This is a genomic window from Rosistilla carotiformis (assembly GCF_007753095.1).
GTDB lineage: Bacteria > Planctomycetota > Planctomycetia > Pirellulales > Pirellulaceae > Rosistilla > Rosistilla carotiformis.
The window spans coordinates 1519931-1546594 of the sequence record NZ_CP036348.1 but is presented as its reverse complement, the minus strand read 5'-3'; the positions used below and the strand labels follow the sequence as shown (position 1 = coordinate 1546594).

Below are 26664 nucleotides of genomic sequence, written 5' to 3'. Positions count from 1 at the left end.
GCAGTCGAAACAGCGGGCACCGGCTGGGATCGCAGCCCGTGGACTACCAGATTTTCACGCGGCGATCGGCCGGAATGAACATCTTGTCACCTGGTTTAATATCAAACGCTTTGTAAAACGCATCCATGTTGCTGACGATTCCATTGACTCGGTATCGGCTGGGCGAGTGCGGGTCGACCACTAAACGCCGACGTAATTCCGGTTCTCGGTAGTGTCGCGGCCAGACCTGGGCCCAACCGATGAACAGGCGTTGATCGCCGGTGAGTCCATCGATCACGGGAGCGGGCTTCCCTTCGAGCGACATTTGGTAGGCGGTGTAGGCGACGTTCAGGCCGCCGAGATCGCCGATATTTTCGCCCAAGGTCAATTCGCCGTTGACCGACATGTCGGGGAACGGTTTGTACTGGCCAAACTGTTCGACCAGTCCTTCGCTGCGTTTTTCGAACTCGCTGCGATCGCTTTCGTTCCACCAGTTGCGAAGGTTTCCTTCGCCGTCGTACTTGCTTCCCTTGTCGTCAAAGCCGTGGCTCAGTTCGTGGCCGATCACCGATCCGATGCCGCCGTAATTGGCAGCGTCGTCCGCTTCCAGATTAAAGAAGGGCGGTTGTAGAATCGCCGCGGGAAAAACGATCTCGTTCATCACGGGGTTGTAATAGGCGTTGATCGTCTGCGGCGACATGTGCCATTCGTGGGGATCGATCGGTCCGCCCAGTTTGTCGACCTCGCGTGCATGTTCGACTTCGGCCGCTCGCATCACGTTCTCAAACAGTTCGTCCGGCTTGATCTCCAACTTGCTGTAGTCTTTCCATTGGTCGGGGTAACCGATTTTGGTTCTGAACTTCGACAGCTTCTCGTGAGCTTGCAGCTTGGTTGGCGGAGTCATCCATTCCAGTTGATCGATCCGCTTGGCAAACGCAGCTTTCAGATTCTCGACCAGTTCGGTCATCCGTTGCTTGGCTTGAGGCGTGAAGTGCCGGTCGACGTACAGTTTGCCAACCAGTTCGCTCAACGTGCCACCGGTCGCTTCGACCCCTCGCTTCCACATCGGTTGTTGTTCCCCAACGCCGCTGATCACGGTGTCGTGGAAATCGAAGTGGATCTTTTCGATGTCGGCACTCAGGACCGGCGCCAGCGAATCGGCGACATGAAACGCCATGTACGCTTGCCATACTTGCAGCGATTCTTGGTCGAACAGTTGGTTGACAGCTTCGAGGAAGCTGGGCTGCCGCACGACATAGTTTTCGATTCGGTCGACGTCGGTGACTTCGGCGAACTTCTCGAATTGCAGATGCTTCAGCGTCTTGGCCAAGTCGCCGCTGGAGACCTTGTTATAGGTCTTGATCGGATCGCGGTTGGCAACCTTGGTCCACTGAGCTTCCGCCAGCTTGGTTTCCAGAGCGACGATCTGCGGCGCGGCGGCTTCGGGATCGGGGTAACCGACAGCGGTCAACAGTTTGACGATGTAATCGGGGAACGCTTCGCGAACCCGCACGTACATCGTATCGTCTTCTAAGTAATAGTCGCGGTCGGGCAACGTGGTCCCGTGCTGCGAAAAGTAGACGGTGTAGTTCGCCGAATCGCGGGCGTCGGGGGAGACATAATAGCCGACAGGTTGGGAGATCCCTTGTCGCGACAATTGAGCCATCAACACGGCCAGCTTGGCTTTGGTGTCGGCTTGCTCGATTTGTTTCAACAGCGGCGCCAGCGGTTTTGCGCCACGCTTGTTCCGCGTTTCGATATCGATATAGGACGTGTAGAAGTCGCCCACCTTTTGAGCGTCCGAACCGTCGGGGCGATCGGTCGCCTCGGCAGCTTCCTGGATCATGGTGCGGACCGCTTCTTGGGTCTGATCGTTGAGCATCGTGAAGACGCCGTAGTTCGATTCATCTCCGGGCAGCGGATGTTTCTTCAACCAACCCTCGTTGATGTATTCGTAGAAGTCAGCTCCCGCGGTGACGGTGTCGCTGAAATTGGTTGTGTCGATCCCCGACTGCAATTCGGTCTGGGCGCAGACCGATCGCGTGACCGAGACGCTGGCGATGGCAAGCGTTGTGAACAAGCAGAGCGTGCGAATCATGATCCTCATCCGTGTTGGAAAGTTTTACGTTTTACGTTTTACGTTTTCGAAGTTCGGCGGTTGCCGCGAACTTGTAGATTCTACGGCCATTGGAGGGATCGGCCAACATGCGGCCACCACGGACTCGATTCTCTCCGAACACTGGTTGGGGGAGGATGAAGTGTCGTGCAACGCGGATTTGATTCACACACCGCCGCTTCTATTCTTGGAACAAAGCGTGTTCGGTGCGCGGGTCATGGATCAGATTGCTGTAGATCGAATACGATGTAATCCCCAGGCCGACGACGACCGCGAGGATGATCGCACGCGTGGTCCACCAGTGGTTGTCCTGGCTGCCGAGCCGTTGCAGCATCGAGGGTTGGGCGGCGCGGGCTTGCTTGCGTTTTGCTTTGGCGATTCGCTTGGCCAACGCCCGATCCGCTTTCGCTTTTTTCTTTCGCTCCGCGGGGGACAGGTCCGCCATCGGTGTTTCGGGGGCGTCGCCAAAGAGTCCCTCCTCTTCGGCGGCGGCTTGAGCGGCACGCTGCTCCGCCTCAAGCTGCGATCGCAACCGCGGCTTCTCGCGCTCGGGGGTCTCTTCGATCACGCCGGTCAAGATCTGCCGCAGCCCCTTGGCGGCAGCCTGATCGCTGCTGGGTCGGCCGAAACGCATGTCGATGCTCGACGCGGAGTTTGGTTCTTCGCTGGTTCCAATCTCGGAATCGGTGTCCGAATCGGACGATTCAAAGTCGTCCGAGAGCATCGCCGCCAACTCCGCCTCCTCGGCTTCTTTGCGTCGCCGGTGATCGGACTGAATTTTATCGATCCGTTCTTTTCGATCCGCTTCGTCCAGTTCGTCCAGGAGCGCCGCAAGATCCATCTCATCGAACGGTTCGGGACTGACGCTCCGGTCCGCGGTGGCGACGTCGAGATCGTCGCCCGAGTCGCTTGCCAAATCGTTGGCGTCGAATTCGGACGGGTCCCCACGTCCCCAGCTCGGCTGCACCTCACATACCTGCACGGCAAATTTTGCTTTGCCGAGCGAGATCTGATCGCCATCGCGCAGCCGACGTTTACGGTCGGGCGAGAGACGAACGTCGTTAACAAGGGTCCCCAAATGGCTGCCGAGATCCTGAATCCACACCTTTTCATCGCTACAGATGATCGCGCAGTGCCGCCGGCTGACCGAACGCGTCTTGGGCCGAACTTGGCACCGACGACTGCGACCGATCAGGCTGATCCCGGGTTTGATCTTGATGCTCAACGCAGCTTTTTTGCCTGCCGAGACTACCAAACTGGTTCGCATGGGGGCGTTTGCTCTAAGGGGTTCGATGACGGTTGGCACTGAGATTCATCACAAGGTTAACAAAATGGAAGTGGAAAAGTTCGGAGACATCGCGGCCTTTCCCCTAATAGGTGACCTGTGTATCCGATGGGTTGGTGGGCGCTCAACGGGTTCAGCGTCTCCCGTGGATGCGGTCGACGTGCATTTCCGCTTGCGGGGCTGGTCGCGGCGTTATTCACCAGTTGCGGTCGGCGACCATACCGCTGCCGTTGTGAAGTTCTTGTTAAAGTTCGCCTCGGTATCTCGTCTTGCATTCCGATCAACCAACTGGCACGATTGGCGACAACAATCTTGAAAACCTATCAAACGCATAAAAAGAGACTCCAAATGTTGCATGCAGTCATCATGGCCGGTGGCAGTGGAACGCGGTTCTGGCCCGCCAGCCGTCGGTTGATGCCCAAGCAGATGCTGACGTTGGTCGGCGATCGCACGATGATGCAGGCGACCGTCGATCGCTTAGAGGGCTTGGTCCCCGCCGATCAGATCCGGGTGATCACCAACGCGGCTCTCGTCGAGAAGATTGGCGAACAATTGCCCTCCCTGCCGTCGCAGAACATCGTCGGCGAACCGTGCAAGCGCGACACCGCCCCCTGCGTCGGCTTGGCTGCAGCGATGGTTGCCAAGCAGGATCCCGATGGGATCATGGCGATGCTTCCCGCCGATCACGTGATCGCAAGCAACGATCAATTCCAGGGGGCGCTACGTCGCGGCGTCGAATTGATCCAGCAGGATCCGCAACGGATCGTGACCTTTGGGATCACGCCCAGCTATCCCGCCGAGTCGTTTGGATACATCGAACGTAGCGAGCCGATCGATTCGGATTCGCCAGCCGCCTTCAGCGTCGCCCGGTTCCGCGAGAAACCAAATCGCGCCACCGCCGAAGAGTATTTGGCATCGGGATCGTTCTATTGGAACAGCGGGATCTTCCTGTGGCGTGCTTCGACGATTCTCGACGCGCTGAAACAGCACCAACCGGCGATGTATGAACACATCATGGCGATCTCCGACGCGATCGGAACCGACCAATTCCCGCAAGTTCTGCAGGAGCGGTTCACCGCGATCGAGGGGATCTCGATCGATTTCGCTGTGATGGAGAAACACGAACCGATCGTCGTGATCGAAGCCCCATTCAGCTGGGACGATGTCGGCAGCTGGCAATCGCTGGCGCGGATGAACCCCAGCGATGCCGATGGCAACACCGTGCTTGGCAAGCATCTGGGGATCGATACCAGCGGAACGATCATCCGCAGCGAAGGGGGACACACGATCGTCACGATCGGCGTCGAAGATATGATCGTCGTGCAAACCAAAGACGCGACTTTGGTTGCTCCCAAAGCGGCTGAAGAACGCGTTCGTGAAGTCGTTCGACAGCTGACGGAACAAGGGCTCGACGAACTGCTTTAACGGCTTGCTGCGGAGCGGCGGACAAATTGTCGAACCACGGGCCGAACCAGGGCCCATGGTGGCTCGAGGCATTGTTTTTCGCGGGTCTGACGCACTAGCCAACAGATTCCCAATGCGTTAGCATACTTCGGGTCGGAACAACGCCCAAATTTCTACATCTTCACTCCAACCCCTGCTAATCGCCAATGGCCAAGTCACGCGGTTCTAACCTAAAACGCGCTCGCGACGAAGCGGATGCTTTCGAAGCAAAGGAAGCCGAAGCTCCCGTCAAGAAAAAGGCCAAAGCGAAACGCAAGACGAAGAAAAAGGTTGCCGTCGAAGCTCGCATGAAGCTGTATTGGGGCGTCTTCAGCCAGAGCCTCAAGCGGGTTGCTGTCTTCGAATTCGACCAGAAGGAAGAAGCGGAGAAACGCTGCAAAGAACTCGGCAAAGGGGGCAAAAGCCCTCACTTTGTCCAGAAGGTCAAAGAAGAGATCGTCGAAGAGTAGACCTTCCGCAGCAAGTGATCTGATGCGGATTACAATGGAGGCTCTCGCTTCCGTTGGATATGCATGAAGATCACATCGATTCCACAACTGTATCGCAATTTGCGTCGATGCCAGGAAATTCTTGGCGTCCTGAATCGTTATGGCTTGGCTGGTTGGCTGAGTCATTTTCCAAAGACGCCATTCAGCGATATCTTGAAGGATCCGCAAGGGACGCCGCTGTCTCAGCACTCCCGCGAAGTCCGGATCCGCTTGGCGCTGACCGAACTGGGCCCCACGTTTATCAAGCTGGGACAGATTCTGAGCGCCCGCCCCGATCTCGTCGGCCCCGCGTTGGCGACCGAGCTGCGTCAGTTGCACGCCAGCGTCCCTCCCGATCCGCCGGAAATTGTTGAAGCGACGATGCGCTCCGAGTTGGGCGAACAGTTCGAACTCCACTTTGCCGAATTCGATCCCGTCCCAACCGCCGTCGCGTCGATCGGTCAGGTCCATCGCGGTCGCTTGATCGACGGGACCGATGTGGCGGTCAAAGTCCAGCGCAAGGGGATCGAAAGTACGATCCTTCGCGACCTGGATGTGCTGTCGGGGTTCGCCCAACTGGCTCAACGCGTCAGCTCGCTGGCGGCCTGGGGGCCGGCCGAAATGGTCGCTCAAATGGGGCCGATGTTGCGTCGCGAACTCGATTTCGAACGCGAACTGCAAAATATGCGGCTGTTCGGTGGCTTCTTGGCGAACGATCCGAAGGTCCATGTCCCCAAGACCTTCGACGCCTTGTCGACTCATCGGGTGCTGGTGATGCAGTGGATCGATGGCGTCTCGCTGACAAAATTTTCGGACCAACCGACACCCGCATGCGACCGCGAGCAGCTGACCCAACGGATCGCCCAGTGCTACATGCAGATGCTGTTTGTCCACGGCACGTTTCACGCCGATCCGCATCCGGGAAATCTGTTGGCGATCGGCAGCGATGAACTGGGAATCCTCGATTTCGGAATGGTCGGCCGGATCGATGACCGTTTGCGTGAGACGATCGAAGAGATGCTGTATGCGATCTCCGCTAGCGATCAGATGCAGCTAACGCGGCTGATCAAACGCGTCGGCAAGGCGCGAGAGGACATCGACGAGGCGGCGCTGTCGATCGATGTCGCCGAATATCTGTCGACCTACGGGCCTCAAGACCTCGATCGTTTCGATCTCACCGGGGCGCTTAACGATTTGTCGGAGATCTTGCATCGGCATTCGATCAAGCTGCCGCATCAATCGGCGCTGCTGTTGAAGATGCTGATCTCGCTGGAAGGGACGTTGCGTGAACTCGATGCCCGCTTCAGCACCTTAGAGATCATGCGCGGTTTTCTGCGTCGGGCGATGATGCGGCGGCTTTCGCCGCGGCGGCGGCTGCGTCAAGCGCGGCGGATCTACATGGAAGCGGAGAACTTTCTCGAGGTCGTGCCGGACCAATTGGTCACGATGCTCGAACAGATTCGCCAGGGGCACCTGAAAGTCAATCTGCAGCATCGTCGGCTGGGACCGCCGGTGAATCGATTGGTGTTGGGCATGTTGGCCAGTGCCCTCTTTCTCGGTTCATCGCTGTTGCTCAGCCGCGAAGTGCCACCGCTGCTGTTCACCGAACCGTGGCGGTTCGGATTACACAATATCAGTCTCGTCGGACTGATTGGGATCTCGATCAGCTTGTTGGTAATGATGCGGTTGATCCGAGCGATCGGTCGCACGGGGCACTTGGACGATCGCGAATCGGACTGATCGCCCCAGCTTCGTGGGCACGTGTCCTTGCACCCTCGGCGTTTTTCTGAGAACGTGCTTTGTACCGATTCAGTGACTGTGTGCACACTTGAAATTCGGCTCGTCGAACCGGCTTGGAAGCAAACACCATGGAAAATTTGCAGCTCGACCCCGTAACGGAAGACGAAGCCCCAGAAAATGCCGGTATCGCCGAAATCGCGAACCTTGTCGCGACGGGCGAGATGGCCGATGCGGTGGTTGCATTGGATCGGTTATCTCACGATTCGCAAGTCGAAGCGGTTGCCAGTCTGTCGCCCGAACTCGCCGCCAATTTGATGGAGCACGTGGTCGAAGCGAGTGCTGTCGAGATCATCGACCATCTGCCGACCAACATCGCCGCATTGATTCTCGACGAGGTGACCAGCGATCACCGCGCCGACCTGATCGCCGAACTGTCCGAAGCCAACGCCGCGGAGATCATCGATCAGATGACCCCCGAAGAGGCGGCCGATGCGCGGACATTGATGCAATACGCATCGGACACCGCCGGCGGTCTGATGATCACCGAATACGTCAGCTTTCAAGCCGACCAAACGGTCCGCGATGTGATCGAGGATCTCGCCGAAAACGCGGATGAATACCGGCATTACGACATTCAATATTCGTTTGTCTGCGATGGCGAGCGGTTGGTGGGCGTGCTGCCGCTGCGCGACCTGCTCCTCTCCAAACGCGCCACTCCGCTTCGCGACATCATGGTCGCCAACCCGATCTCGGTCCTCGATACGATGTCGTTGGACGATGTCGAAGATCTGCTCGAATCGCACGCCTTTCTAGGCGTTCCGGTGATCGATGCCCAAGGCGATTTGTTGGGCGTCGTGCAGCGAGCCGCTGTCGAATATGCTCGCAGCGAACAACAACGCAGCGACTATTTGAAGAGCCAAGGTATCGTTGGCGGTGAAGAGGTACGGAGCCTGCCGCTGCTGGATCGCAGCAAACGGCGGCTTTCATGGCTGAGCGTCAACATCTTGCTGAACATCATGGCGGCAAGCGTGATCGCCTTCTTCCAGGACACGCTCGAATCGGTGATCGCCCTGGCGGTCTTCCTGCCGATCATCTCCGACATGAGCGGATGCAGCGGGAATCAAGCGGTCGCTGTGAGCATGCGAGAGCTCTCCCTCGGCTTGGTCAAACCGAACGAAGCCCTCCGCGTTTGGTTCAAAGAGATTTCGGTCGGTATCCTCAACGGCTTCACGCTCGGATTGCTGATCGCCACCGCGGCGATGCTTTGGAAAGGGGACGTGATGCTCGGCTTTGTCGTCGGATTCGCGCTCTGCATGAACACGATGATCGCCGTCTCGTTTGGCGGCGTCGTCCCATTAATTTTGAAGCGAGCTGGTGTTGATCCGGCGATCGCATCGGGCCCGTTGTTGACGACGATCACCGATATGTGCGGCTTCTTCTTGGTCCTCGGATTGGCCAGCCTGTTGCTTGTGTAGCGTCGTTGGGGCGGATGAGAACCATCGGCTTGAACTTCGTCGAAATTGAACTTCGACGAACTTGTCGGTTGGTGCGACAGCCGATTCGACTGCATAATAGAATGATGTTGCGCAGTGCGTGCTCTTCGCGGTTAACCGTGAGGTCGTCCCGTAAACACCCTTCCTCTCCCACCCCCTCATAGTTGTTCCACGACGTGCCAGTAACCGCTACCGAATTGACCGATGCAACGGCTCCGGCCCCTGAGAGTCTCGACGCCTTTTTGTTGATCTCCTTCGGTGGTCCCGAGGGGCTCGAGGACGTCGTCCCCTTCTTGGAGAACGTGCTGCGCGGCAAAAACGTTCCGCATGAGCGGATGCTTGAAGTGGCCGAGCATTACAAAAAGTTTGGCGGCAAGAGTCCAATCAACGATCAGAATCGCGAACTGTTGAACGCGGTCCATCACGAATTGCGTCGCGCTGACGTACAGCTGCCGATCTACTGGGGCAACCGCAACTGGGAACCGACGATCGCCGACGCGTTGATGAGTATGCGCGACGATGGCAAGAAAAACGGAATCGCTTTTTTCACCAGCATGTTCAGCTGTTACAGCGGATGCCGCCAGTACCGCGAAAACATCGCCGACGCCCAAAAGCAGATCGGTCCCAACGCACCGACGATCGTTCGGCTGCGGTTGGGATTTAATCACCCCAGCTTTATCGAAGCGGTTGCCAGTCGCTTGAACGACGCTTTGGCCGCTTTCCCCGAAGCGGTTCGCGGCGAGGTGCCGGTCCTGTTCACCGCCCACAGCATCCCGATTTCGATGGCTGAAAACTGCCGCTATGTGCAGCAGTTGACCGAGGCCTCACGCTTGGTCGCCCAACAGACCGGATCGGCTAATTGGGAGCTGTGTTATCAAAGTCGCAGCGGCCCGCCGCAGGTTCCATGGTTGGAGCCCGATATCTGCGACCGGATCGAAGCCTTGCATCAGCAAGCCGCTGCCGACGGCGGATCGCTCGATCGTTTGGTGATCTTGCCGATCGGATTCACATCGGATCACATGGAAGTCATCTACGACTTGGACGACGAAGCGGCTAGCCTTTGCAAGTCGCTGGGGATCGAGATGCAACGCGCCAAAACCGTCGGGACGCATCCCAGTTTTGTCCGCATGATCCGCGAATTGGTGGAAGAGCGGATCGGTCGCCGCGACGGACGAGCGACCGCAGGCGACTTGCCCGCCTGCGAAGATGTCTGCCCCGCCGATTGCTGCACCTACACGCCGACTCGCCCCGGCCGGCCGCGCGGTTGATCGGGGCCGCTATTTCGCTTTGCGTTGCGGCGGCTTCTTTTTGGCGATCGGCTGGAAGTTCGGATCCAGATACTCCAGCCGCCGCAGCGCCGCATCGTCGCTGGCCGTCAATTTCAAGCTTGCCAGCGACGACGCGGTAATCTCGAACTCGACAGCCGTCGGGCCGTCTTGAAGCATCACGACCGTGTTCAGGATCTCCGCCGCTTCGAGTGGCGAAGTCGTCGATCGCAGCGCCTGCATGATCACCGGCCGCGGATCCTCACCCGCGATCAGGCTCAAGCTTTCCGCAGCCCTCACCCGGACCAAGCGGCTGGCGTCCCCAGATGCCAGTCGACGCAGGACGTCCGCCAACGAGGCCGCCTGTTCGCCGTGACAACTGCAAACGATGCAGCCCCAGTAGCGGAGCAGTTCATCCTCTGCGGCGAGCGTTTTAGCGATCGCCGGCGCCACATCCAGGAAAGGTTGCAAGCTGAGATCGGCGACATCCATTGCCGCCGCGATCCGTTCCTGCTGCAGCTGGCCAAAAGCCACGGGATTATCCATCGCTTGGTCAATCAGCACACTCTCGGGAAACAGGCTCAGGTCGGGCATCTGCCGCATCCGTTGCCCCAGTTGCGTTCGCAATTCCATCAGCACGTCGGCGTATCGAGGATCGCCGGCCAAGTTGACCGTTTCATGCGGATCGGACTCCAGGTCGTATAACGCTTCGACGCTGCGAGGTTGGAAAAATTGAGCCTGCACGGCGTTCAACTCGCCCGCCGCAAACAGATCCCTCCATTCCTGAAACGCCAGCGATTTGTAGCGATAGTTGTTTTGCAGGCCATCGAAATTAAACGGTTGGAAGCTGCGGACGTATTCGTAACGTCCCTTCCGCAGCGTCCGCACGAGGTCCCACTTTTCATCGAATCGGTCGGCGTATCCAAACGCTTCGTCGCGGCTGGCCAGTTCGGCGGCGGAGATCCCAGGCCCAAGGAACGGTTTGCCGTCGACGCCTTGTGGCACGTCGACTGCCGCCAAATGAAGCAGGGTCGGGCCGAAGTCGATAAAGCTGACAAAGCCTTCGCTGCGGCTGCCTCGCGTGGCGTCGACAAGGTGTTGGTATTTGGCCGGAATCCGCACGACCAGCGGGATGTGCAAACCGCTGTCGTAGGCGTAGCCTTTGCCCCGCGGCAACACTCCGCCGTGATCGCCAAAGTAGAAGATAAATGTCTCCTCCAACAGACCGTCCGCTTCCAATCGATCGACGACCTTGCCGAGCTCCGCGTCGACCTGCTGCATCAGGTCGCGATACTTGGCGTTGGTGTAGCGGAAGGTCGGCGTGTCGGGATGGTAGGGAGCGACAAAGACGGTCGCAGGATCGGTCGTCGTCGGGTTCTCTTCCATCGACTGACGCGAAAAATGCAGCCGGCTCTCGTGCGTCGTTCCGAACGACTGTTTGTGGAAGAACGGTTGCCCCGGTTTGCGGTCGCGCCAAGTTGCTTTGCCCGACGACGCATCCCAGACGCCGGGACCTTCGATCGCGTTGTAGTCTTTTTTGCTGTTGTTGGTCGTGTAGTAGCCGGCATCGCGGAGATAGGCGGGCCACATCCGCAGCCCCTCGGGCATTGGAGCGGGCTGGCTGCGGCGATGGAATTGCGTGCCGATCCGCGGCCCGTAACAACTTGTAATCAAAGTCGTGCGAGCGACCGAACAGACCGGCGCGTTGGAGAAGGCGTTTTCGAACAACAGCCCGTTGGCGGCGAGGGCTTCGATATTTGGAGTCGCAGCGCCGCGGGAATCGAACAACTTCAGATAGTGTGTCGAATTGTCTTCGGAGATCAAGAAGACAAAGTTCGGCTGGTCGGCTCCGCTAGCGAGCGAAAGGATGGGTGCGGGAGCCAACGCAACCAGCAGCGTCAGGACGCGAAGAAGCAGCGATTTCATGAGGTTTCCGCCAATGGAAATGGTTTTGAAGAGGGCTGACCGCGATTGTAGCATTGCCGCTCAACGGGTTGGGAACGCTATCAATCGCATCGATCGGGGATCCGCGTCGGCGATTGGTCGGCAGCTTGCCAAGCTGCTCTTGTCACTGAGTTCCCGAATCGATTAGAGACAAGTTTAACCAGGAGTCACCGCGACGTTGGAATGAAAATTTTGCAACGTCCGTCGGTGCGGCTTTTGGGGAGAGGATACACGCCGGGGGGCGTTAGATCGAAGAGGCGAGAGCTCGATGCCCTACGGAATGTACATGTCGGCGGCCGGCGCCAAAGCGCAGAGCCATCGTTTGGAAGTGGTCAGCCATAACTTGGCCAATGTCAACACGCCGGGCTACAAAGCTCAGGCGCCGGTGTTGCAGGCTCGCTTTGCCGAATCGATCGAAGAATCGATGAAAAATCCTGGCAGCGGAGAGATCGATGACGTCGGCGGCGGCGTGACGCTGCAGTCGACCGGCACGGAGTTCCGCGAGGGTCCGATCAAACAGACTGGCGTTCGCACCGATTTTGCGATCCACAACGCGTCGGACTTCTTCGTCGTCGAGCACGAAGATCAACAGATGCTGACCCGCGCCGGGAACTTCTTGTTCAACTCGGCCGGCACGCTGGTCAATCAAGGCGGCGATCCTGTATTGGACACCGGCGGACGCCCAATTCAGATCGATCCCCGGCTCCCCTTCGACGTTACCGCAGGAGGGCGGATCACCCAATCGGGTACCTCGTTCGACCTGATGCTCGCCCGTCCCAACGGATACGGCGATCTTTCGCGACAAGGCGAAAACCTGTACATGCCACTAGCTGACTTTCAGCCGGTGGCGCCAACCGAACGCGAAGTCGCCAACGGTGCGTTGGAACAATCGGCGGTCAACCCGACCACCACGATGATGGAATTGATCGAAGCATCGCGTGGCTACGAAGCCAATACCAAGATGATTCAGAACCAAGATCATGTGATGGGATCGTTGATCTCGCGCATTTTGCAAAGTTAATTGGAGCGATAGATGAGTGTCCAAACGCTATACACCGCCGCGACCGGTATGGACGCGATGGAAACCAAGTTGGATGTGATCGCCAATAATTTGGCGAATGTGAACACCACTGGGTTCAAACGCGATCGCGCGAACTTTGAAGATCTGTTGTATCGCAACGAGATCTATCCCGGCGTGCAAGATTCCAACCAAACACCAACCCCCACCGGAACGCAGGTCGGATTGGGCGTGCGCGTGATGAGTACGCAGACCGATCACAGCCAAGGAACGCTGGAACAGACCGGTCGCGAACTCGACTTTGGCATCGAAGGCCGCGGCTTCCTGCCGGTTCTGGATCCACGCAGCCAGACGACCGTCTACACCCGCGCGGCCAATCTGGACGTCAACGCCAACGGGCAATTAGTCCTGGGTTCGGCTCAGACGGGCCGCTTGATCGATCCGCCGATCACGATCCCTCAAGATGCAACGCAGATCCAAATCAGCGACACCGGAGTCGTTTCGGTGCGGATTCCCGGAACCGTTGAACTGCAACAACAGGGGCAGATTCAATTGGCACAATTCGTCAATCCGGATGGCTTGCTGAAGATCGGTGAAAATTTGTATCAAGAGACCGAAGCGTCGGGAACCAACCAGCTCTCGACGCCAGGCAGCGATGGCGCGGGGGTGATCCGACAAGGAAATCTCGAGGTTTCCAACGTCGAACCGGTCCGTGAATTGATCGACCTAATCACCACGCAACGGGCGTTTGAACTGAATTCGCAAGCCGTCCAGGCGGGCGATCAAATGATGCAAACCATCGCCAACCTCCGTCGTTTCTAATCTTGGGATTTATCATTTTCACATCCACGATGATTGCCGAACGCCACGAATTTCGCAGTTCAGCAACGCAGCGGCGTTCTGGCGTCAGCTGGCAAATCGTCTGCGCTGTCGGCGTTTGCCTGGGGATGCTCAGCACCGCCGCACTCGCACAGCAGTCCGATCCGTGGACACTTCAGCTGAAGCCAAACGTCTCGGTCACTTCATCGATCGTCCGTGTCGAAGACGTCGTGCAACCCGTTTCGATCCCCGACAACGTCTGGGAACAGCTGCGCAAGTCGACGGTTGGTCTGGTCCCGACCGACGGACGACCGCTCCGGCTGATGCGGTACCGATTGGCAGAGGCGCTTAACCATTCCAAACTGGTCACCGCGCCCATCCTGTGGGTTGGACCCGAATCGACAAGCGTCCGCTCAAATCCCATCGTGCAGGTCGCCGCGAAGGTGGTCACGACGGTGGCCGAAGTCGCGCCAAAAGAAATCGAGCCGCAAAGCAAACGCTTGATCGAGCGGGTCGTCGAACAAGCGATGCAGGACTACGAAACCGATTTCGAATACAAGATCGAATGGGCTCGACTGCCGATCGACAAAGTCGAAGACATCACCAGCTACCAACGCGTTGCGGTACCCACCACGATCACCGCCGGAGTCGCTCGGTTTGTCTTAACGGCTAGTGTGGAGGGGCAAACGCGGGAGGTTCCCGTCTATCTGCAGATCACTCAATTGCCGCGAGCGATCGTCGCCACGCAGAACCTTTCCCGCGGACAGATCGTCGGCGCCAGCCAGCTGCAATGGAAGGTGATCGATTCGAAGGTCCGCAGCGATCAATTGGCCACCGACATGAGTCAGTTGATTGGTCAGGAAGTGAAACGCAACGTTCCTGCAGGTCGTTGGATTGAGCAGAGTGACGTTGGTCCGCCGATCCTGGTCCGTCGCAACGACATGGTCGAAGTCATGGTGGTCGGTGGTGCGATCGTGATCCGCACTGGCGGCAAGGCGTTGGGCGAAGGTTCCGAAGGGGACCTGGTTCAGATCGAAACGATCGAAGACCGCAAGCGACTGCTGGCCCGTGTGATCAGCACTGGGCTAGTCGAAATCGTCACCCGCGCCCCGCAAGTGAAACGCTAATCGACGACCGGCAACAACAACTCCCCAAAAGATAAACCAGCAAACCTCAGGGAATCATCGAATGATCAAAGCCTTCTCATCGACGTGGCTCGTCGGTTTGCTGTTGGGTTGCGCTGCCGCGGCGCTAGCTCAGGAAAATCCATTCCCTCAAGTTCAATCGGGAATCGGCAGCGAAGAGATCGCGCCGACGACAAATCAAAACGCCAATCCGTACGATCGGGGCGCGGCGACGGCCGATCCCGCTGCCGCCGCACCACCGGAGGCTGCTGGTGCCCAATACACCCAGCGTTACGATGCCCCCCTGCAATTACAATCGGCCAGTTGGACCTACATCCCGCCACCTCCCACACGCACGCTGCAGATGAACGACATCGTCACGATCCGTGTCGATGAAATCGCCCGCTTGCAAGCCGAGGGATCCGCCTCGACCCGAAAGAACGGATTGTACGACACGCTGCTGAAAGATTGGATCAATCTCCGTGGTGGCAAACTGCAGCCCGATACGCACGAAGGAGGCGATCTCCGTCTGCAAGGGACTGTCAACAGTTTGTACCGTGCCGATTCGGAGATCGAGAGTCGCGAGGCGCTGTCGTTTAATATCGCTGCTCGCGTCGTTGACATCCGCCCCAACGGCAACTTGGTTGTCGAAGCGCACAAGACGATGTATGTGAATGAAAATGTCTGGGAGACGTTCCTCTCGGGCACCTGTCGCAGCGAGGACATCGGCCCGGATAACGTCGTCCTCAGCCGCGATCTTCTGGATCTGCAAATTCGCAAAAACGATCGCGGACGGATGCGAGACGGATACAAGCGGGGCTGGTTCACGCGTTGGTTCGAAACGTTGCAACCTTTCTAAACGGTCATTGGCCGCAGCTACCAGCGGTATGAATCGAAGGAGCCGTTCTTCACGGCAACCGGTCCCTGACGTTACCGCGCGTCGTCTCTTTGGCGGCATGTGTCTCCGAAGAGCCTTGTCTTCGATGGCGAAGCAACGGTTGGTTGGTCGACGAGATGACGCTTCTTCTCGCAGTTGACCGGGATGCCGATGCCCGACTCCAAATTGGGTGCTGGGGTGGGGAATCGCTTGCCGGCTCGATTCCATCGCGGAGTGCTGGGGCCGATAAATTGACTTCCAACTTCGTCAGTGCGCCGGATTCGGCACGAGAGCTGCAAAGCTTTTCGTTTTTTCATTCGATCCTAATTCACCGTGAGACACCGCGCTGTACGGGCAGGATATGCGTGCCATGCGACGGCGTGTGCGCCTGCCTTGGTCTTTCATCCGATGGTGCCCTGCGTCGAGCGGCGACGAGGACCGAGCGTTAGGCTGCGTACGCTGTATCGATAGCTGCCTCACGAGGGACGAAACGGATCCCAGTGATGAACGCATCGGATTTGGAGGGAGGCATTCATGAGTGAGAATTTATTTCGCTCAGCGACTCAGCAAACGCAGCGCGAAGCGGGCGAAAGCATTTGCGAGAAACCGCTGAGCTCGTTATTGAAACGTCTCGATACACTGTCCGAGCGGCAGGAAACCGTTTCTTTTGGTAACGCACTCGACGCGGTCGGAAAGCATTCGTTTGCACCGATTCTGTTGTTGATTGGTTTGATCATGTTAGCACCCGGCCCGGCCGATATCCCCGGTGTTCCCGTCGTGTTGGGTGTCTTGATCATTCTCGTCGCCGTGCAAATTTTGTTTCGGCGAGACCATCTTTGGGTACCGCAGTGGCTGGAAAATCGCGAGATTCGTAGTCAACGTGTCCACAAAATGATCGATCATCTGAAGCCTTGGGCGAAGCGATTGGATCGCCTGACCAAGCCGCGTTATTCATGGCTGCTGCGCCATGTGGGCGTGGCGATGATCGCGGTGGCCTGCATCCTGATCGCTTTGACGACGCCCTTGTTGGAGTTTGTGCCGATGAGTGCAAACGTCGCCGGGGCAGCGATCGCCACATTTTCCCTTGCTATCCTTTCAAAGGATGGTCTTCTGGCAGGTCTCGCGATGTTATTTTCCATCGGCTTCGTTGGGATCGTCGCTTGGGGCCTGCTGCACTAGCGCGAACAAGCGCCGCATTGAAGGAGAGTTCGCGTTCAATGGAGCGATCGCGATCGCCGCTTGTGTTTCGATGAAGGCATCACACCTCGTGTCGTCGGCCTTCCTCGCAGTGACGCCCATCGATCAGCGATTGGACTCAAATCAACCACTTCGGTCGACCTGCGCGCAGACGAACCAGCCAGTGATTGCAGATCCGCAACGCGTGGATGGTTGTGCCATGGCGACTTCGATGCCTCTCGCTGACCTGGTTCCTTTTTCTGACAAGCGCCGCGTAAAGGTGCATGTTTTGCAGAGCCTGTCTGAGGTCGTTGAATCCAATGCGTGCCTGCCACTGAAAGCGCGAGTTGCGGAGCGGAAGGCACGGTTCGTCCTTAGTCAAACCGGAAAGGTAGCGCCTGTATGACCACCAAGACAGATCGCGAGGGAGCGATCACCGAAACCATCCTTCCCCACACGGAACAATCGAAGCAAATCGCGGAGTCCATTCGACGCGATATCCGTTGGCGCGGTCCGGCGCCCGAGACGACCGAGGATCCGTTCTGGCAGCGGACCAATCCGACCAACACGCAATTGTGGCTCGATAGTGGTGATCTGGAAGCGATCGGCGACCTCTGGAATTCCCAGTTCAGCGGTCTGACGACCAACAATTCATTGTTGAACGCGGAGGTGCAAAATGGCACCTACGATCATTTCATTCCCGAAGCTGCGAAATTGCTTCCCGGCATTTCCGAGAGTGCTCGGGTGCGCGAGATCGCGTTTATCCTGAACCTACGCCATGCGTTGAAACTGGTCGAAAGATTTCGATGCCGTGTGAGTGTCGAATTGCACACCGATGTCGCCAATGACGTGGAAGCGACGCTCGCCTACGCGCGCCGGTGCCATGAGCTTTGTCCGGAATATTTCCTTGTCAAAGTTCCGTTGACGCCCGCCGGACTCGTGGCCATCAAGCAATTGAGCGACGAAGGGATTCGGGTGAACTGCACGCTTGGCTTCAGTGCCCGTCAAAATTACGTCGCCACCGCATTCGCGCGGCCCGCGTACGTGAATGTCTTCCTTGGCCGTTTGAATTCATACATTGCCGAAAATGATCTGGGCGACGGCGAGTGGGTTGGCGAAAAGACGACCTTGGCTAGCCAAGCGGCTGTCGCGTCCTGCGAGACGGGGAATGGAGACGAGCGAACGCAACAGATCGCCGCCAGTTTGCGCGACGCTGAACAGTTGCAGCGTCTGGCCGGAGTCGACGTGATCACGATGCCGACGAAGGTCGCCCTTCAGGCCAAAGACGTGCTGGAGGAACCGTGGCGTTCTCAGCTGGATCAACACTATGAGGTCAAGCTGCACCAAGGAGTCGATCCTTCGCTGGTCGGCGTGGAGAAGTTATGGGAGATCAGCGACCTAGAGCGGCAGTTCGTCGAAAACGCGGCCAAGGCAAGTTCGCTCAGCCCCCTTCAGTTGCAGCAATTGGCAATGGATCATGGGGTGGATGATCTGTTTCCAACGATGTCGGAACAACAACGGCAAGCCATCGCCGACCAAGGCAAAGTCCCTGTTCACCAACATTGGCAGGAAGGGATCCGAGACGGCAGTCTTGCGATCGACAGCCTCATGACCTTGGCCGGGCTCGCCTCCTTCGCCGCTGCCCAGGCGGAGCTGGATCAGCGGATTCGCGATCAACTGGCGTGACCTAAGCGGCGGTTATCGCCCCGTCGGCATGCAACGCCTTGCTTCGTCGGCGCACTGGTAATGCGGATCACACCAACACTGTGGCAACGGTTCGTTGGAAGGGAAGACGAGGCCTGCTTTCAGGAACTGCGTCTCCCCCTGCTCCTCCTCGCCCGCCTGCCGCCAGCCGCAAACCTCGCTGGCCTGCGGATTGGCGAGTTGATCGATTCGATCGATCCGCACCAAGTCGCCCGTCGCTTTTTCTTTAACAAACATCGGAAGCCTCCTTCGTGAAAAACTGGAACTTTACTCGAAGACCTATGGTGCAATCCTCGTTCCAGGCACAGTGATTGCTGGAACGTTGGGATGAATGATGCGAATCGTGCGAAGCGGACGCAGCCAGACGCTGCCGACCGGATGGTAAGACGTCGGCTGCGGATCGCGCCCTCCGGTGCCAAGCAGGGGCGTCGTCGATGCAAACCAAACAACAACAGGTATTACAGGAGAGAAACCATGGCAACGGTCACCGAAAACGCTTTGGAAAAACGCCACCAGATTGCCACTCAGTTGCGCCGCTGGATACTGCAGATGACGACCGACGCAGGGTCGGGGCACGCGACCTCGTCGCTTTCCGCCGTGGAGTTGATGGCGGAGTTGTTCTTCGGCGCTCACTTTCGTTTTGACGTCGAACATCCAACCGCTCCCAATAACGATCGACTGATCTTTTCGAAGGGACACGCTTCTCCCTTGTACTATGCGCTTTGGAGCGCCGCGGGGCAAGTTGCCCCCGATCGCTTGGAGAACTATCGGCAATTCGGCAGTCTACTGGAGGGCCATCCCACCTCCCGATTCCCGTTCACCGAAGCGGCTACCGGATCGCTGGGCCAGGGGCTCTCGGTGGGTGTTGGCATGGCATTGGCCGCCAAGCTGGATCAGCTCGACTACCGAACATTTGTATTGCTGGGTGACAGTGAGATGTCGGAGGGGTCGCAGTGGGAAGCGATCCAAATCGCAGCGGAGTACCAGTTGAACAATCTGGTCGGCGTGATCGATGTCAATCGACTGGGGCAGCGGGGCGAAACGATGTACGGCGACGACCTGCAGCAGTACAAGCGGCGGATCGAAGCGTTTGGTTGGCAAACCGTGGTCGTGCGCGACGGTCATGACTTCACCGAACTTTCGGAGGCCTACCATCGCGCGGCCGCCTCGACAAATCAGCCGACGATGTTGATCGCGAGGTCGGTGAAAGGGAAAGGCGTTTCCTTTTTAGAAGACGAAAGTGGATGGCACGGCAAAGCAATTGACGACGCTCAGCTAGAAACTGCCTTGCAGGAACTCGGCCAGCCCGCCTCCGAGGTTCGTGGTGAATTGAGCATGCCGAACGATCGTCATCCGTTGTCCGTATTGCCGGCGGACGCCGAACCAATACAGTACCCGGCAGGTGATGAGGTCGCCACGCGGACGGCCTACGGCGACGCGCTGAAGCGTTTGGCATCTCAGTACCCCGAGATCGTCGCATTGGACGCCGAGGTCAGCAATTCGACGCGAGCAGAGTTTTTTGCGGAGTCGTATCCCGACCGTTTTTTCGAGATGTTCATCGCCGAACAGAACATGGTGGGCGCGGCGGTTGGGTTGGGACAGCGAGGGAAGATCCCCTTCGTCTCAACCTTTGCTGCATTTCTGACGCGGGCGTTTGACCAAATTCGGATGGCGAGGCACAGCGAGGCCAACGTGAAATTTGTCGGTTCCCATTGCGGTGTTTCGATCGGTCCCGACGGGCCCTCGCAGATGGGACTCGAAGATATCGCGATGTTCCGAACGATTCAGGAGTGTGTCGTCCTGTATCCCTCCGACGCGATCGCGACGCAGCGGTTGGTCGAACGGATGGCGAATCATCGGGGCATATCCTATTTGCGAACCACTCGAGGCAAGACCCCCGTGATCTACGATAACGACGAACGGTTCGAGATCGGCGGTAGCAAAGTGCTGCGTCGGAGCGACCGCGACCGCTATACGTTGGTCGCTGCGGGGATCACGCTGCACGAAGCGCTTGCGGCGCACTCGATCCTTCAAAACGAAGGGATCGCCGCGCGCGTGATCGATCTCTATTCGATCAAGCCGCTCGACCACGCAACGATTCGCGCCGCGGCCGACGCGACCGAAATGATCTTCACGATCGAAGACCACGTTCCCGAAGGGGGCATCGGAGAAGCCGTATTGACGAGTCTTGCCGATCATCCAACACCGGTTCGGTCGCTCGCCGTTCGGAAACGACCGCTCAGCGGTTCCAGCGAGCGTCTGCTAGACGACCAGGGGCTTTCAGCCCAGAAGATCGTCGCCGCTGTCAAAGCCGTTGCGGATCTGAACTGAACCCACGTCGGACAGGCGTCCCGTCGTACTTGCCGACCCTCCGCGGCTTCATCGTTTGCGACGATACTCGCGGAGAACTAAGTGCTAGCAAATCGTGACGTGAGGAATCCCAAAGCTCCGAAGGAATCATTCGCTGTCCGAGCGGGGCTCCTTTTCCACTGCATTTCCTCGCGTTAGCCGGTACAGGGTAACGACTATTGCAACACGTGTCGCAATTATCGTATCACCGAAGTCATGAATCTTCTGATGCGATCAATCCTGTTGTTTTTGGTGCCGTCGATGCTTGCTGCATCGGTGTCGGCCGAAGAACTGAAGCTGCGTGATATCTGCCGCATCAAGGGGCAAGAGATCACGACGGTTCAGGGACTTGGGCTGGTGGTTGGCCTCAAGGGGACTGGCGATCCGGATGCCAAACCGACCGCTAAAGCTTTGGCTCGCATGATCCAATTGATGGGCGGCCAGATCTCGACCGATCCGCGCGGCCAGATGATGTTGGACGATGTTGAACAAGCCGGGAACGTGGCACTGGTCTTTGTCACCGCACGGGTGCCCGAAGTGGGAGCCCAGCAGGGCGATCGACTCGACTGTACCGTCAACGCGATCGGAGCCAAGAGTCTCGCTGGCGGAACGCTCATGCTCGCGCCGCTGTTGGGCCCGCGAGCCGATCAACCGATCGTCTACGCGATGGCCGAAGGACCGCTGCGGATTTCAAACCCAGATACGCCCACCTCGGCAATGGTTCATCAGGGAGCGAAAATGGAGCGCTCGCTGCTGGCGCCGTTTCATGAAAACGGCAGGCTGACATTGGTCCTGGATCGCGACTTTGCCGACTTCGACACCGTGCAATGGATCGAAGATGCAATCAACAGCCAAGGCGAACAACCACTGACCGGCGAATCGGCCGGTATCGATCCATCGGCTCGCGTCCCTGTCGCTCGCGCGATCGATCAACTGCATATCGAAGTCGACATACCGCCGGTCTATCGAAACAATCCGATCTCGTTCATCTCGCTATTGTTAGGGCTCCGTGTCGCGCTGCCCAACAATGACACCCGCGTCGTCATCAACGAACGCGAAGGCGTGGTCGTGATTGGCGAAGAGGTGCGGATCGCTCCGGTGCTGATCACGCATCGCAACCTGCGAATCGAAGCGGGTGCGCGGCCAGGGTTTGTGCCTGTCGACGCGGCGGCCCCCAAAGCAGAAAACGCCAAGCTGAAGAATCTGGCCGATGCGCTCAACGCGTTGGAAGTTCCCACGGACGATCTGATTGCAATTATCAAAGCCTTGAAAACCAAAGGCGACCTTTACGGAGATGTGATCTTCCAATGATCAGCGGAATTCATAATCAATCGCTTACCAACCAAGCGGCGGCGCATTCGAAGTCGAATCTGCAGCAATCGGGCAATGCGTTGCAAGCGGCGCCAGCCGATGAAATGCAGACGCTGTTTCGCGACTTCGTCGGCAAGACGCTGTTTGGCGAACTGATGTCGTCGATGCACAAGACGCACGACAAAGCCGCCTACTTTCACGGCGGCCAGGCAGAAGAGATCTTCCAACAGCAGTTGGATCAGGTGATGGTCGACGAAATCAGCGATTCGTCCGCTTCGCAGATCGCCGACCCGATGTTCGAACTGTTCCAACTCTCCCGCCGCGGATAGCGTTGCCGCCAGCGGCTGCCAAACATCAATAGTGCGGCGGTTTCTCGTGAGGCAGGTTGTCGCCAGCGATGTTCTCCGAGAGCCAGTGAACGCGTCCTTTCTGCTGCTCAAGCTGCCGCGTCGCATTGTCCAATTCGCGACGGATCTCCAATAAGGCTTCGTGAAAATGGTCGATCGTTCGTTGCTGGAACGCGACGGTTTCCTGTAGCTTATTGATCTGTTGTTGCATCGATTCAGACGGGTTCATGAGGGCTCCTTGGCTTTTATGATGACCGATCATTGAATTGGCTGCCAGGCCGGGTGCCGCGACACGATCGGGTAGCCCCTTTTTTGTTTGTCGCTTTACTTGCGCAAACCCTTTGGTTTGTGGATCGGATATTTTGCTTGAACGCTTTACGTTTTGGAGTTTTGGGAACGGCGCGGATCGCGCGGCGGATCGTCGCCGATATGCAATCGGTCGACGCGATTCAAGTCGTGGGGATCGCCAGTCGGGATCCGGCTCGCGCCCGTTGGTATGCCGATCAATACGGGATCGCTCAAGCCTTCGACAGCTACGATGCAATGCTCGCCAGCGACCGTATCGACGCGGTCTACATCCCGTTGCCCCCATCGCTGCACCACGACTGGGCCTTGGCCGCCGCCGACGCGGGCAAGCATTTGATCGTCGAAAAACCCGTGGCGATGACGCTTGCCGAAGCTCAAGCGATCGACCAGCGGTGTCGCGATCGCGGCCGGCAATGGCTCGACGCAACCGCTTGGCTGCATCATCTGCGGACCGATCGAATCCGACAAGTGATCGACGCCGGCGAACTGGGACGAGTGCAGCATATCAGCGTCGCTTGTTCGTTTTTTGAACCGTTTCAATCGGACGACCATCGACTGAAACCTGAACTGGGTGGCGGTTGCCTGTTGGATCTCGGTTGGTATGCGTACGGGATGGCGCGGTGGGCGGCAGGGCGACTGCCGGTCGCAATCCAATCGATCGGTCGGCAGGACCGGGACATCTGGTTTCGCACCAGCAGCCTGCTGGACTTTGGTGACGACCTGACCGCCACGGTGAACTGTGCCTATGACACCGCGACGCGGAAGTGGTTCGAAATCGCTGGCGACCAGGCGTCGATCGTCTGCGACGACTTCACCCGACCGTGGCCTTCGAAGCCGGCAAGATTCTGGATCCACGACCGGGCTGGGAGCGTTAAAAGCGAAACCTTTGACGGAAACCAAGAAGCCCGGATGCTGGCCACTTTTGCCGATCTGGTCAGCAATGCCACCGCGGCCACGGCGATGAATCAGCAGGCGCTCGATACCCAACAGATCCTGCAAACCATTGCCGATGGGATCGCTAGCTGAACCTCCGTCGGTTAGCGGACGACATCGGTTAGCGAACGATGAACAGTCCGCTAGCGTCGATCATCAGATGTCCCAGCGGATCGACCGACCCGGTCCCTTGAACGACCACAACTTGGTCTTTCTTGACGCCCAACATTTTTCGTGCATCTTGCGGCAGGATCTTCCCCTCTTCATCGAGGAACCGAACGATCGCCACCGAATCGGTTGGATTGTTCTTTTGCTTGCAGAACGGACAGGTATCGGGGTTGTGACCGGGGCCGTCGTGAGCCGCCGCTGCGTCGGCGTCCAACGTCGTCGTCGTATCGCTCTTCATCAAAAACATCGCCTTACCCGCCTCAAACGGATCGTGCTCGCCGGCGGTAATCCGCGCGATGACCGTCACCGGCCCTCCCGCTTCCAACCCCTGTTTGGCGTCGGAGATGCTGACCGCATCGGCGGGAACTTCCGCCAACAGGAACTCGCTGTCGACAGCGGGAGTGGCCGCGGAACCGGCGTCCGACGCCGCGTCGCAGCCTGCCAGAACAAGGCTCAGCGCCAACAGGCAACCGATTTGCCGAAAGCCCCCTCGGGCGACAGTCTTCGAATGGTTGGGGGCGTTTGATTTCATCGACGTCATGGGAAACATTGTCACTCCGTTAGGAAGATCGCAGGGAACCGTGTTAATACGCAGCCGCTGGCGGATTGTTCGCCAGAGATCGGTCGATGCAAGCAAACCGGCAGGCCGCACAGCCGATCCACCGGCCTACCTGGATATTATTCGCGTTCGGTCCAGACGTTGGCCATTCCATCGGCGTCGATGTCGACGTGGATCACGTTGGGACGGCAGCAGACTGGACAGTCTTCGACATAGTCTTGGCTGACGCCCGCCGAGAGATCGATCGGGATAACAATCTCTTCGCCACAGCCATCGCAGATATATTTTGCTTCGTCTTGCATCGCAGGAACCCTTCATGAAATTGAGCAGATCGGGTTGATCGCCTTTCGTAACGCCAACGAGCGGACGTCCAACGTACCTTCGCAGAGCGAAAAGGGGACCAAACGGCTATTAGGAAACCAGGCCCTTGGTGACGGTCATAAAGACGTCTTCGAGCGTCGGATCTTTGTCGTTGAACTTCCGCACGCGGACCCCTTCGGCCAGCATCCGTTCCAACAATTGAGCCATCCCCTCGTCGTCGGTCTCCATTTCCGCTGTCGCTTTGTCGCCGATCACGTCCAACGACCGCAGCGCTTCGCTGCTCCGCAAGATCGACAGCCCCGCATCTTGGTTTTCGAGGAAGCTGACCTCCAAGACACGATTGCGACGCAGTTGCCGGTAGACCGAATCGATCGGCCCGTGCATCAGGATCTTGCCCCGTTCGATGATCCCAATCGAAGTGCAGCAATCGGCGAGTTCGGTCAAAATGTGGCTGCTGATCAGAATCGTTTTCCCCATCCGCCGCAGCTCTTTTAATAACGCTTTGACTTCGACGCGGGCCCGCGGATCCAGACCGCTCGCCGGTTCGTCGAGGATCAAAACCGGCGGGTCGTGGACAAGCGTCTTGGCGAGGCACAGCCGTTGTTTCATGCCGCGGGAGAGCCCGTTGACGAAATCGTCCCGCTTGTGCGACAGGTCCAACAGTTCCAGGACCTCCGAAATGATCCGCTTCCGCGCTTCTTTGCGAATCTGGTAGGCGACAGCGAAGAAGTCCAGAAACTCCCAGACTCGCATCCCGTCGTAGACACCGAAGTTATCGGGCATGTAACCGACCACGCGGCGGACCGCCATTGGATCGCGCGAGACGCTGTGCCCGGCGACCGTTCCATCGCCGCGCGACGCTTTCAGCAGAGTGGCCAGGAAGCGGATCGACGTGCTTTTGCCAGCGCCATTGGGACCGATAAACCCAAACACCTCCCCCGCCTCGATTTTCATGTCGATGCAGTCGACGGCGGTGAAGTCGCCGTAGTCTTTGCCAAAGCCGTTGAGTTCAATCATCGCGATATCCTGCCTCGATCCAATCATCCCAGATGCACCCTCGATTCTATCGCAAATCGTCCCCGAATGTCGTCGGCAAACTTTTCGGGGCCCACGGCAATCAGGGCGATGCATCGGCCGATACCTCAATTCAAAGCATGTCGACGAAGCAGCTGGAGCAGGGGATTCTGCGAAAATCGCGAAACGATTTTGTGGTCATTGAAATCCGGGCTTCTACAACGAGAGGCAGACAGCAGCTGCAAACCCTACCGTCCACACACTGTTATAAAACGCCCATTCTGGAGAATGAACGATGAGAACTTTGATCACCTGTGCAACCATGATCGCAATGACCACGATGACCTACGCCGGAGACAACTGCCGCAAACAACAGGTCGTCTGCTCGGGAACCGTGATTCACGTCGGCCCCGCCCAGCGGCTCGTCGCACACACACCAGTCGCCGCACCGGCAGCGGCAGCAACGGATACAAAAGATATCGTCGACACGGCCGTCTCCGCGAAGAAGTTCTCGACACTTGTCGCCGCAGTGAAAGCAGCCGGTTTGGTCGAAACATTAAAAGGGGACGAGCCATTCACCGTCTTCGCTCCCAACGATGAAGCGTTCGCGAAACTGCCACAAGGCACGATCGCCGACCTGCTGAAGCCCGAGAATAAAGCCAAACTCACAGCGATCCTGACCTACCATGTCGTCCCCGGCAAGGTGATGGCAGCCGACGTGGTGGGCGTGAAATCGGCCAAGACAGTCAACGGTAAAGAGGTCTCGGTGACCGTCGAAGGGAACACCGTGATGATCGACCAATCGAAGGTCATCGCCACCGACATCGTGACCAGCAATGGAGTCATCCACGTGATCGACAGCGTCCTGCTGCCATAAGGCGGGAC

Annotated in this window: 24 protein-coding genes; 16 read left to right on the top strand and 8 right to left on the bottom strand. The window is 58.1% G+C overall.

What is annotated here, in order from left to right; all coding sequences use genetic code 11:
- Nucleotides 1–43 precede the first annotated feature (43 nt).
- Together Poly24_RS05760 and Poly24_RS05755 are read right to left on the bottom strand one after the other, a co-directional pair.
- On the bottom strand, nt 44–2077 hold the full coding sequence (locus Poly24_RS05760; protein ID WP_145091759.1) for a M13 family metallopeptidase: 2034 nt from the start codon (nt 2075–2077) through the stop codon (nt 44–46).
- Between the two features lie 199 nt (nt 2078–2276).
- Nucleotides 2277–3362, bottom strand: coding sequence for an FHA domain-containing protein (locus Poly24_RS05755; protein ID WP_145091756.1), 1086 nt, complete (start codon nt 3360–3362; stop codon nt 2277–2279).
- A gap of 366 nt (nt 3363–3728) precedes the next feature.
- Here Poly24_RS05755 and Poly24_RS05750 point away from each other — a divergent pair, with 366 nt between their 5' ends.
- The 5 genes from Poly24_RS05750 to Poly24_RS05730 all read left to right on the top strand — a co-directional run bounded on the left by Poly24_RS05750 (nt 3729) and on the right by Poly24_RS05730 (nt 9812).
- Nucleotides 3729–4805 (top strand): mannose-1-phosphate guanylyltransferase, encoded by a 1077-nt coding sequence (locus tag Poly24_RS05750; RefSeq protein ID WP_145091752.1) that lies wholly within the window; start codon nt 3729–3731, stop codon nt 4803–4805.
- Between the two features lie 185 nt (nt 4806–4990).
- Complete coding sequence (locus Poly24_RS05745) at nt 4991–5293, top strand: hypothetical protein (protein ID WP_145091749.1); 303 nt, start codon at nt 4991–4993, stop codon at nt 5291–5293.
- Between the two features lie 63 nt (nt 5294–5356).
- Nucleotides 5357–7051, top strand: a complete 1695-nt coding sequence (locus tag Poly24_RS05740) for an ABC1 kinase family protein (protein WP_145091746.1) — start codon at nt 5357–5359, stop codon at nt 7049–7051.
- 128 nt (nt 7052–7179) lie between these two features.
- Nucleotides 7180–8526, top strand: coding sequence for a magnesium transporter (gene mgtE, locus Poly24_RS05735; protein WP_145091743.1), 1347 nt, complete (start codon nt 7180–7182; stop codon nt 8524–8526).
- A gap of 194 nt (nt 8527–8720) precedes the next feature.
- Nucleotides 8721–9812, top strand: coding sequence for a ferrochelatase (locus Poly24_RS05730; protein WP_231753483.1), 1092 nt, complete (start codon nt 8721–8723; stop codon nt 9810–9812).
- Nucleotides 9813–9821: 9 nt separating this feature from the next.
- Here Poly24_RS05730 and Poly24_RS05725 read toward each other — a convergent pair whose 3' ends face one another.
- The gene (locus tag Poly24_RS05725) at nt 9822–11735 is read right to left on the bottom strand and encodes a sulfatase family protein (RefSeq protein ID WP_197452353.1); all 1914 of its coding nucleotides are present in this window, start codon (nt 11733–11735) and stop codon (nt 9822–9824) included.
- Between the two features lie 286 nt (nt 11736–12021).
- On the opposite strand from Poly24_RS05725, the gene Poly24_RS05720 reads away from it, so the two are divergent.
- The 6 genes from Poly24_RS05720 (at nt 12022) to Poly24_RS05695 (ending at nt 18453) form a co-directional block, all read left to right on the top strand.
- A complete protein-coding gene (locus Poly24_RS05720) occupies nt 12022–12774 on the top strand; it encodes a flagellar hook-basal body protein (RefSeq protein WP_145091737.1) in 753 nt (250 codons plus the stop codon).
- 12 nt (nt 12775–12786) lie between these two features.
- On the top strand, nt 12787–13593 hold the full coding sequence (gene flgG, locus Poly24_RS05715) for a flagellar basal-body rod protein FlgG (RefSeq protein WP_145091735.1): 807 nt from the start codon (nt 12787–12789) through the stop codon (nt 13591–13593).
- A gap of 29 nt (nt 13594–13622) precedes the next feature.
- Nucleotides 13623–14717: a flagellar basal body P-ring formation chaperone FlgA gene (flgA, locus tag Poly24_RS05710; protein WP_145091733.1), complete on the top strand. Its 1095-nt coding sequence runs from the start codon at nt 13623–13625 to the stop codon at nt 14715–14717.
- Nucleotides 14718–14778: 61 nt separating this feature from the next.
- Nucleotides 14779–15573, top strand: a complete 795-nt coding sequence (locus tag Poly24_RS05705; protein WP_145091731.1) for a flagellar basal body L-ring protein FlgH — start codon at nt 14779–14781, stop codon at nt 15571–15573.
- 552 nt (nt 15574–16125) lie between these two features.
- Nucleotides 16126–16770, top strand: coding sequence for an exopolysaccharide biosynthesis protein (locus tag Poly24_RS05700; protein ID WP_145091729.1), 645 nt, complete (start codon nt 16126–16128; stop codon nt 16768–16770).
- 399 nt (nt 16771–17169) lie between these two features.
- Nucleotides 17170–18453 (top strand): transaldolase family protein, encoded by a 1284-nt coding sequence (locus tag Poly24_RS05695; RefSeq protein WP_145091727.1) that lies wholly within the window; start codon nt 17170–17172, stop codon nt 18451–18453.
- A 12-nt stretch (nt 18454–18465) separates the two neighbouring features.
- Here the strand turns inward: Poly24_RS05695 and Poly24_RS05690 are convergent, their stop codons facing one another.
- On the bottom strand, nt 18466–18708 hold the full coding sequence (locus Poly24_RS05690; protein WP_145091725.1) for an acetyltransferase: 243 nt from the start codon (nt 18706–18708) through the stop codon (nt 18466–18468).
- A gap of 237 nt (nt 18709–18945) precedes the next feature.
- Here Poly24_RS05690 and Poly24_RS05685 point away from each other — a divergent pair, with 237 nt between their 5' ends.
- The 3 genes from Poly24_RS05685 (at nt 18946) to Poly24_RS05675 (ending at nt 22460) form a co-directional block, all read left to right on the top strand.
- Nucleotides 18946–20802, top strand: coding sequence for a transketolase (locus Poly24_RS05685; RefSeq protein WP_145091722.1), 1857 nt, complete (start codon nt 18946–18948; stop codon nt 20800–20802).
- A 246-nt stretch (nt 20803–21048) separates the two neighbouring features.
- Nucleotides 21049–22131: a flagellar basal body P-ring protein FlgI gene (locus Poly24_RS05680; protein WP_231753482.1), complete on the top strand. Its 1083-nt coding sequence runs from the start codon at nt 21049–21051 to the stop codon at nt 22129–22131.
- On the top strand, nt 22128–22460 hold the full coding sequence (locus Poly24_RS05675; RefSeq protein WP_145091715.1) for a rod-binding protein: 333 nt from the start codon (nt 22128–22130) through the stop codon (nt 22458–22460). Before Poly24_RS05680 ends, Poly24_RS05675 begins: the two co-directional genes overlap by 4 nt.
- 25 nt (nt 22461–22485) lie before the next feature.
- On the opposite strand, the gene Poly24_RS05670 is transcribed toward Poly24_RS05675, so the two are convergent.
- Nucleotides 22486–22707 (bottom strand): SlyX family protein, encoded by a 222-nt coding sequence (locus tag Poly24_RS05670; RefSeq protein ID WP_197452352.1) that lies wholly within the window; start codon nt 22705–22707, stop codon nt 22486–22488.
- Between the two features lie 137 nt (nt 22708–22844).
- Here Poly24_RS05670 and Poly24_RS05665 point away from each other — a divergent pair, with 137 nt between their 5' ends.
- Nucleotides 22845–23810: a Gfo/Idh/MocA family protein gene (locus Poly24_RS05665; RefSeq protein ID WP_231753481.1), complete on the top strand. Its 966-nt coding sequence runs from the start codon at nt 22845–22847 to the stop codon at nt 23808–23810.
- A 28-nt stretch (nt 23811–23838) separates the two neighbouring features.
- On the opposite strand, the gene Poly24_RS05660 is transcribed toward Poly24_RS05665, so the two are convergent.
- From Poly24_RS05660 to Poly24_RS05650, 3 genes are all read right to left on the bottom strand, one after another.
- Nucleotides 23839–24417 carry a hypothetical protein gene (locus Poly24_RS05660; RefSeq protein ID WP_145091710.1) on the bottom strand — a complete coding sequence of 193 codons (579 nt, stop codon included), beginning with the start codon at nt 24415–24417 and terminating at the stop codon, nt 23839–23841.
- 146 nt (nt 24418–24563) lie between these two features.
- Complete coding sequence (locus Poly24_RS05655) at nt 24564–24746, bottom strand: CPXCG motif-containing cysteine-rich protein (RefSeq protein WP_145091707.1); 183 nt, start codon at nt 24744–24746, stop codon at nt 24564–24566.
- A 109-nt stretch (nt 24747–24855) separates the two neighbouring features.
- Nucleotides 24856–25782: an ABC transporter ATP-binding protein gene (locus tag Poly24_RS05650; protein WP_145091704.1), complete on the bottom strand. Its 927-nt coding sequence runs from the start codon at nt 25780–25782 to the stop codon at nt 24856–24858.
- A 292-nt stretch (nt 25783–26074) separates the two neighbouring features.
- Between Poly24_RS05650 and Poly24_RS05645 the strand changes: the two genes are divergently transcribed.
- The gene (locus Poly24_RS05645) at nt 26075–26656 is read left to right on the top strand and encodes a fasciclin domain-containing protein (protein ID WP_231753480.1); all 582 of its coding nucleotides are present in this window, start codon (nt 26075–26077) and stop codon (nt 26654–26656) included.
- The last annotated feature ends 8 nt before the right edge of the window (nt 26657–26664 follow it).

What these genes read in the sequence shown, in the direction of transcription:
- Poly24_RS05720 (WP_145091737.1), top strand. Translation starts at nt 12,022, where the DNA reads ATGCCCTACGGAATGTACATGTCGGCGGCCGGCGCCAAAGCGCAGAGC.
- Poly24_RS05725 (WP_197452353.1), bottom strand. Translation starts at nt 11,735, where the DNA reads ATGAAATCGCTGCTTCTTCGCGTCCTGACGCTGCTGGTTGCGTTGGCT.
- Poly24_RS05685 (WP_145091722.1), top strand. Translation starts at nt 18,946, where the DNA reads ATGGCAACGGTCACCGAAAACGCTTTGGAAAAACGCCACCAGATTGCC.
- Poly24_RS05690 (WP_145091725.1), bottom strand. Translation starts at nt 18,708, where the DNA reads ATGTTTGTTAAAGAAAAAGCGACGGGCGACTTGGTGCGGATCGATCGA.
- Poly24_RS05760 (WP_145091759.1), bottom strand. Translation starts at nt 2,077, where the DNA reads ATGATTCGCACGCTCTGCTTGTTCACAACGCTTGCCATCGCCAGCGTC.
- Poly24_RS05680 (WP_231753482.1), top strand. Translation starts at nt 21,049, where the DNA reads ATGCGATCAATCCTGTTGTTTTTGGTGCCGTCGATGCTTGCTGCATCG.
- mgtE (WP_145091743.1), top strand. Translation starts at nt 7,180, where the DNA reads ATGGAAAATTTGCAGCTCGACCCCGTAACGGAAGACGAAGCCCCAGAA.
- Poly24_RS05670 (WP_197452352.1), bottom strand. Translation starts at nt 22,707, where the DNA reads ATGAACCCGTCTGAATCGATGCAACAACAGATCAATAAGCTACAGGAA.
- Poly24_RS05695 (WP_145091727.1), top strand. Translation starts at nt 17,170, where the DNA reads ATGACCACCAAGACAGATCGCGAGGGAGCGATCACCGAAACCATCCTT.
- flgG (WP_145091735.1), top strand. Translation starts at nt 12,787, where the DNA reads ATGAGTGTCCAAACGCTATACACCGCCGCGACCGGTATGGACGCGATG.
- Poly24_RS05745 (WP_145091749.1), top strand. Translation starts at nt 4,991, where the DNA reads ATGGCCAAGTCACGCGGTTCTAACCTAAAACGCGCTCGCGACGAAGCG.
- flgA (WP_145091733.1), top strand. Translation starts at nt 13,623, where the DNA reads ATGATTGCCGAACGCCACGAATTTCGCAGTTCAGCAACGCAGCGGCGT.
- Poly24_RS05675 (WP_145091715.1), top strand. Translation starts at nt 22,128, where the DNA reads ATGATCAGCGGAATTCATAATCAATCGCTTACCAACCAAGCGGCGGCG.
- Poly24_RS05705 (WP_145091731.1), top strand. Translation starts at nt 14,779, where the DNA reads ATGATCAAAGCCTTCTCATCGACGTGGCTCGTCGGTTTGCTGTTGGGT.
- Poly24_RS05645 (WP_231753480.1), top strand. Translation starts at nt 26,075, where the DNA reads ATGAGAACTTTGATCACCTGTGCAACCATGATCGCAATGACCACGATG.
- Poly24_RS05660 (WP_145091710.1), bottom strand. Translation starts at nt 24,417, where the DNA reads ATGAAATCAAACGCCCCCAACCATTCGAAGACTGTCGCCCGAGGGGGC.
- Poly24_RS05700 (WP_145091729.1), top strand. Translation starts at nt 16,126, where the DNA reads ATGAGTGAGAATTTATTTCGCTCAGCGACTCAGCAAACGCAGCGCGAA.
- Poly24_RS05650 (WP_145091704.1), bottom strand. Translation starts at nt 25,782, where the DNA reads ATGATTGAACTCAACGGCTTTGGCAAAGACTACGGCGACTTCACCGCC.
- Poly24_RS05655 (WP_145091707.1), bottom strand. Translation starts at nt 24,746, where the DNA reads ATGCAAGACGAAGCAAAATATATCTGCGATGGCTGTGGCGAAGAGATT.
- Poly24_RS05750 (WP_145091752.1), top strand. Translation starts at nt 3,729, where the DNA reads ATGTTGCATGCAGTCATCATGGCCGGTGGCAGTGGAACGCGGTTCTGG.
- Poly24_RS05740 (WP_145091746.1), top strand. Translation starts at nt 5,357, where the DNA reads ATGAAGATCACATCGATTCCACAACTGTATCGCAATTTGCGTCGATGC.
- Poly24_RS05755 (WP_145091756.1), bottom strand. Translation starts at nt 3,362, where the DNA reads ATGCGAACCAGTTTGGTAGTCTCGGCAGGCAAAAAAGCTGCGTTGAGC.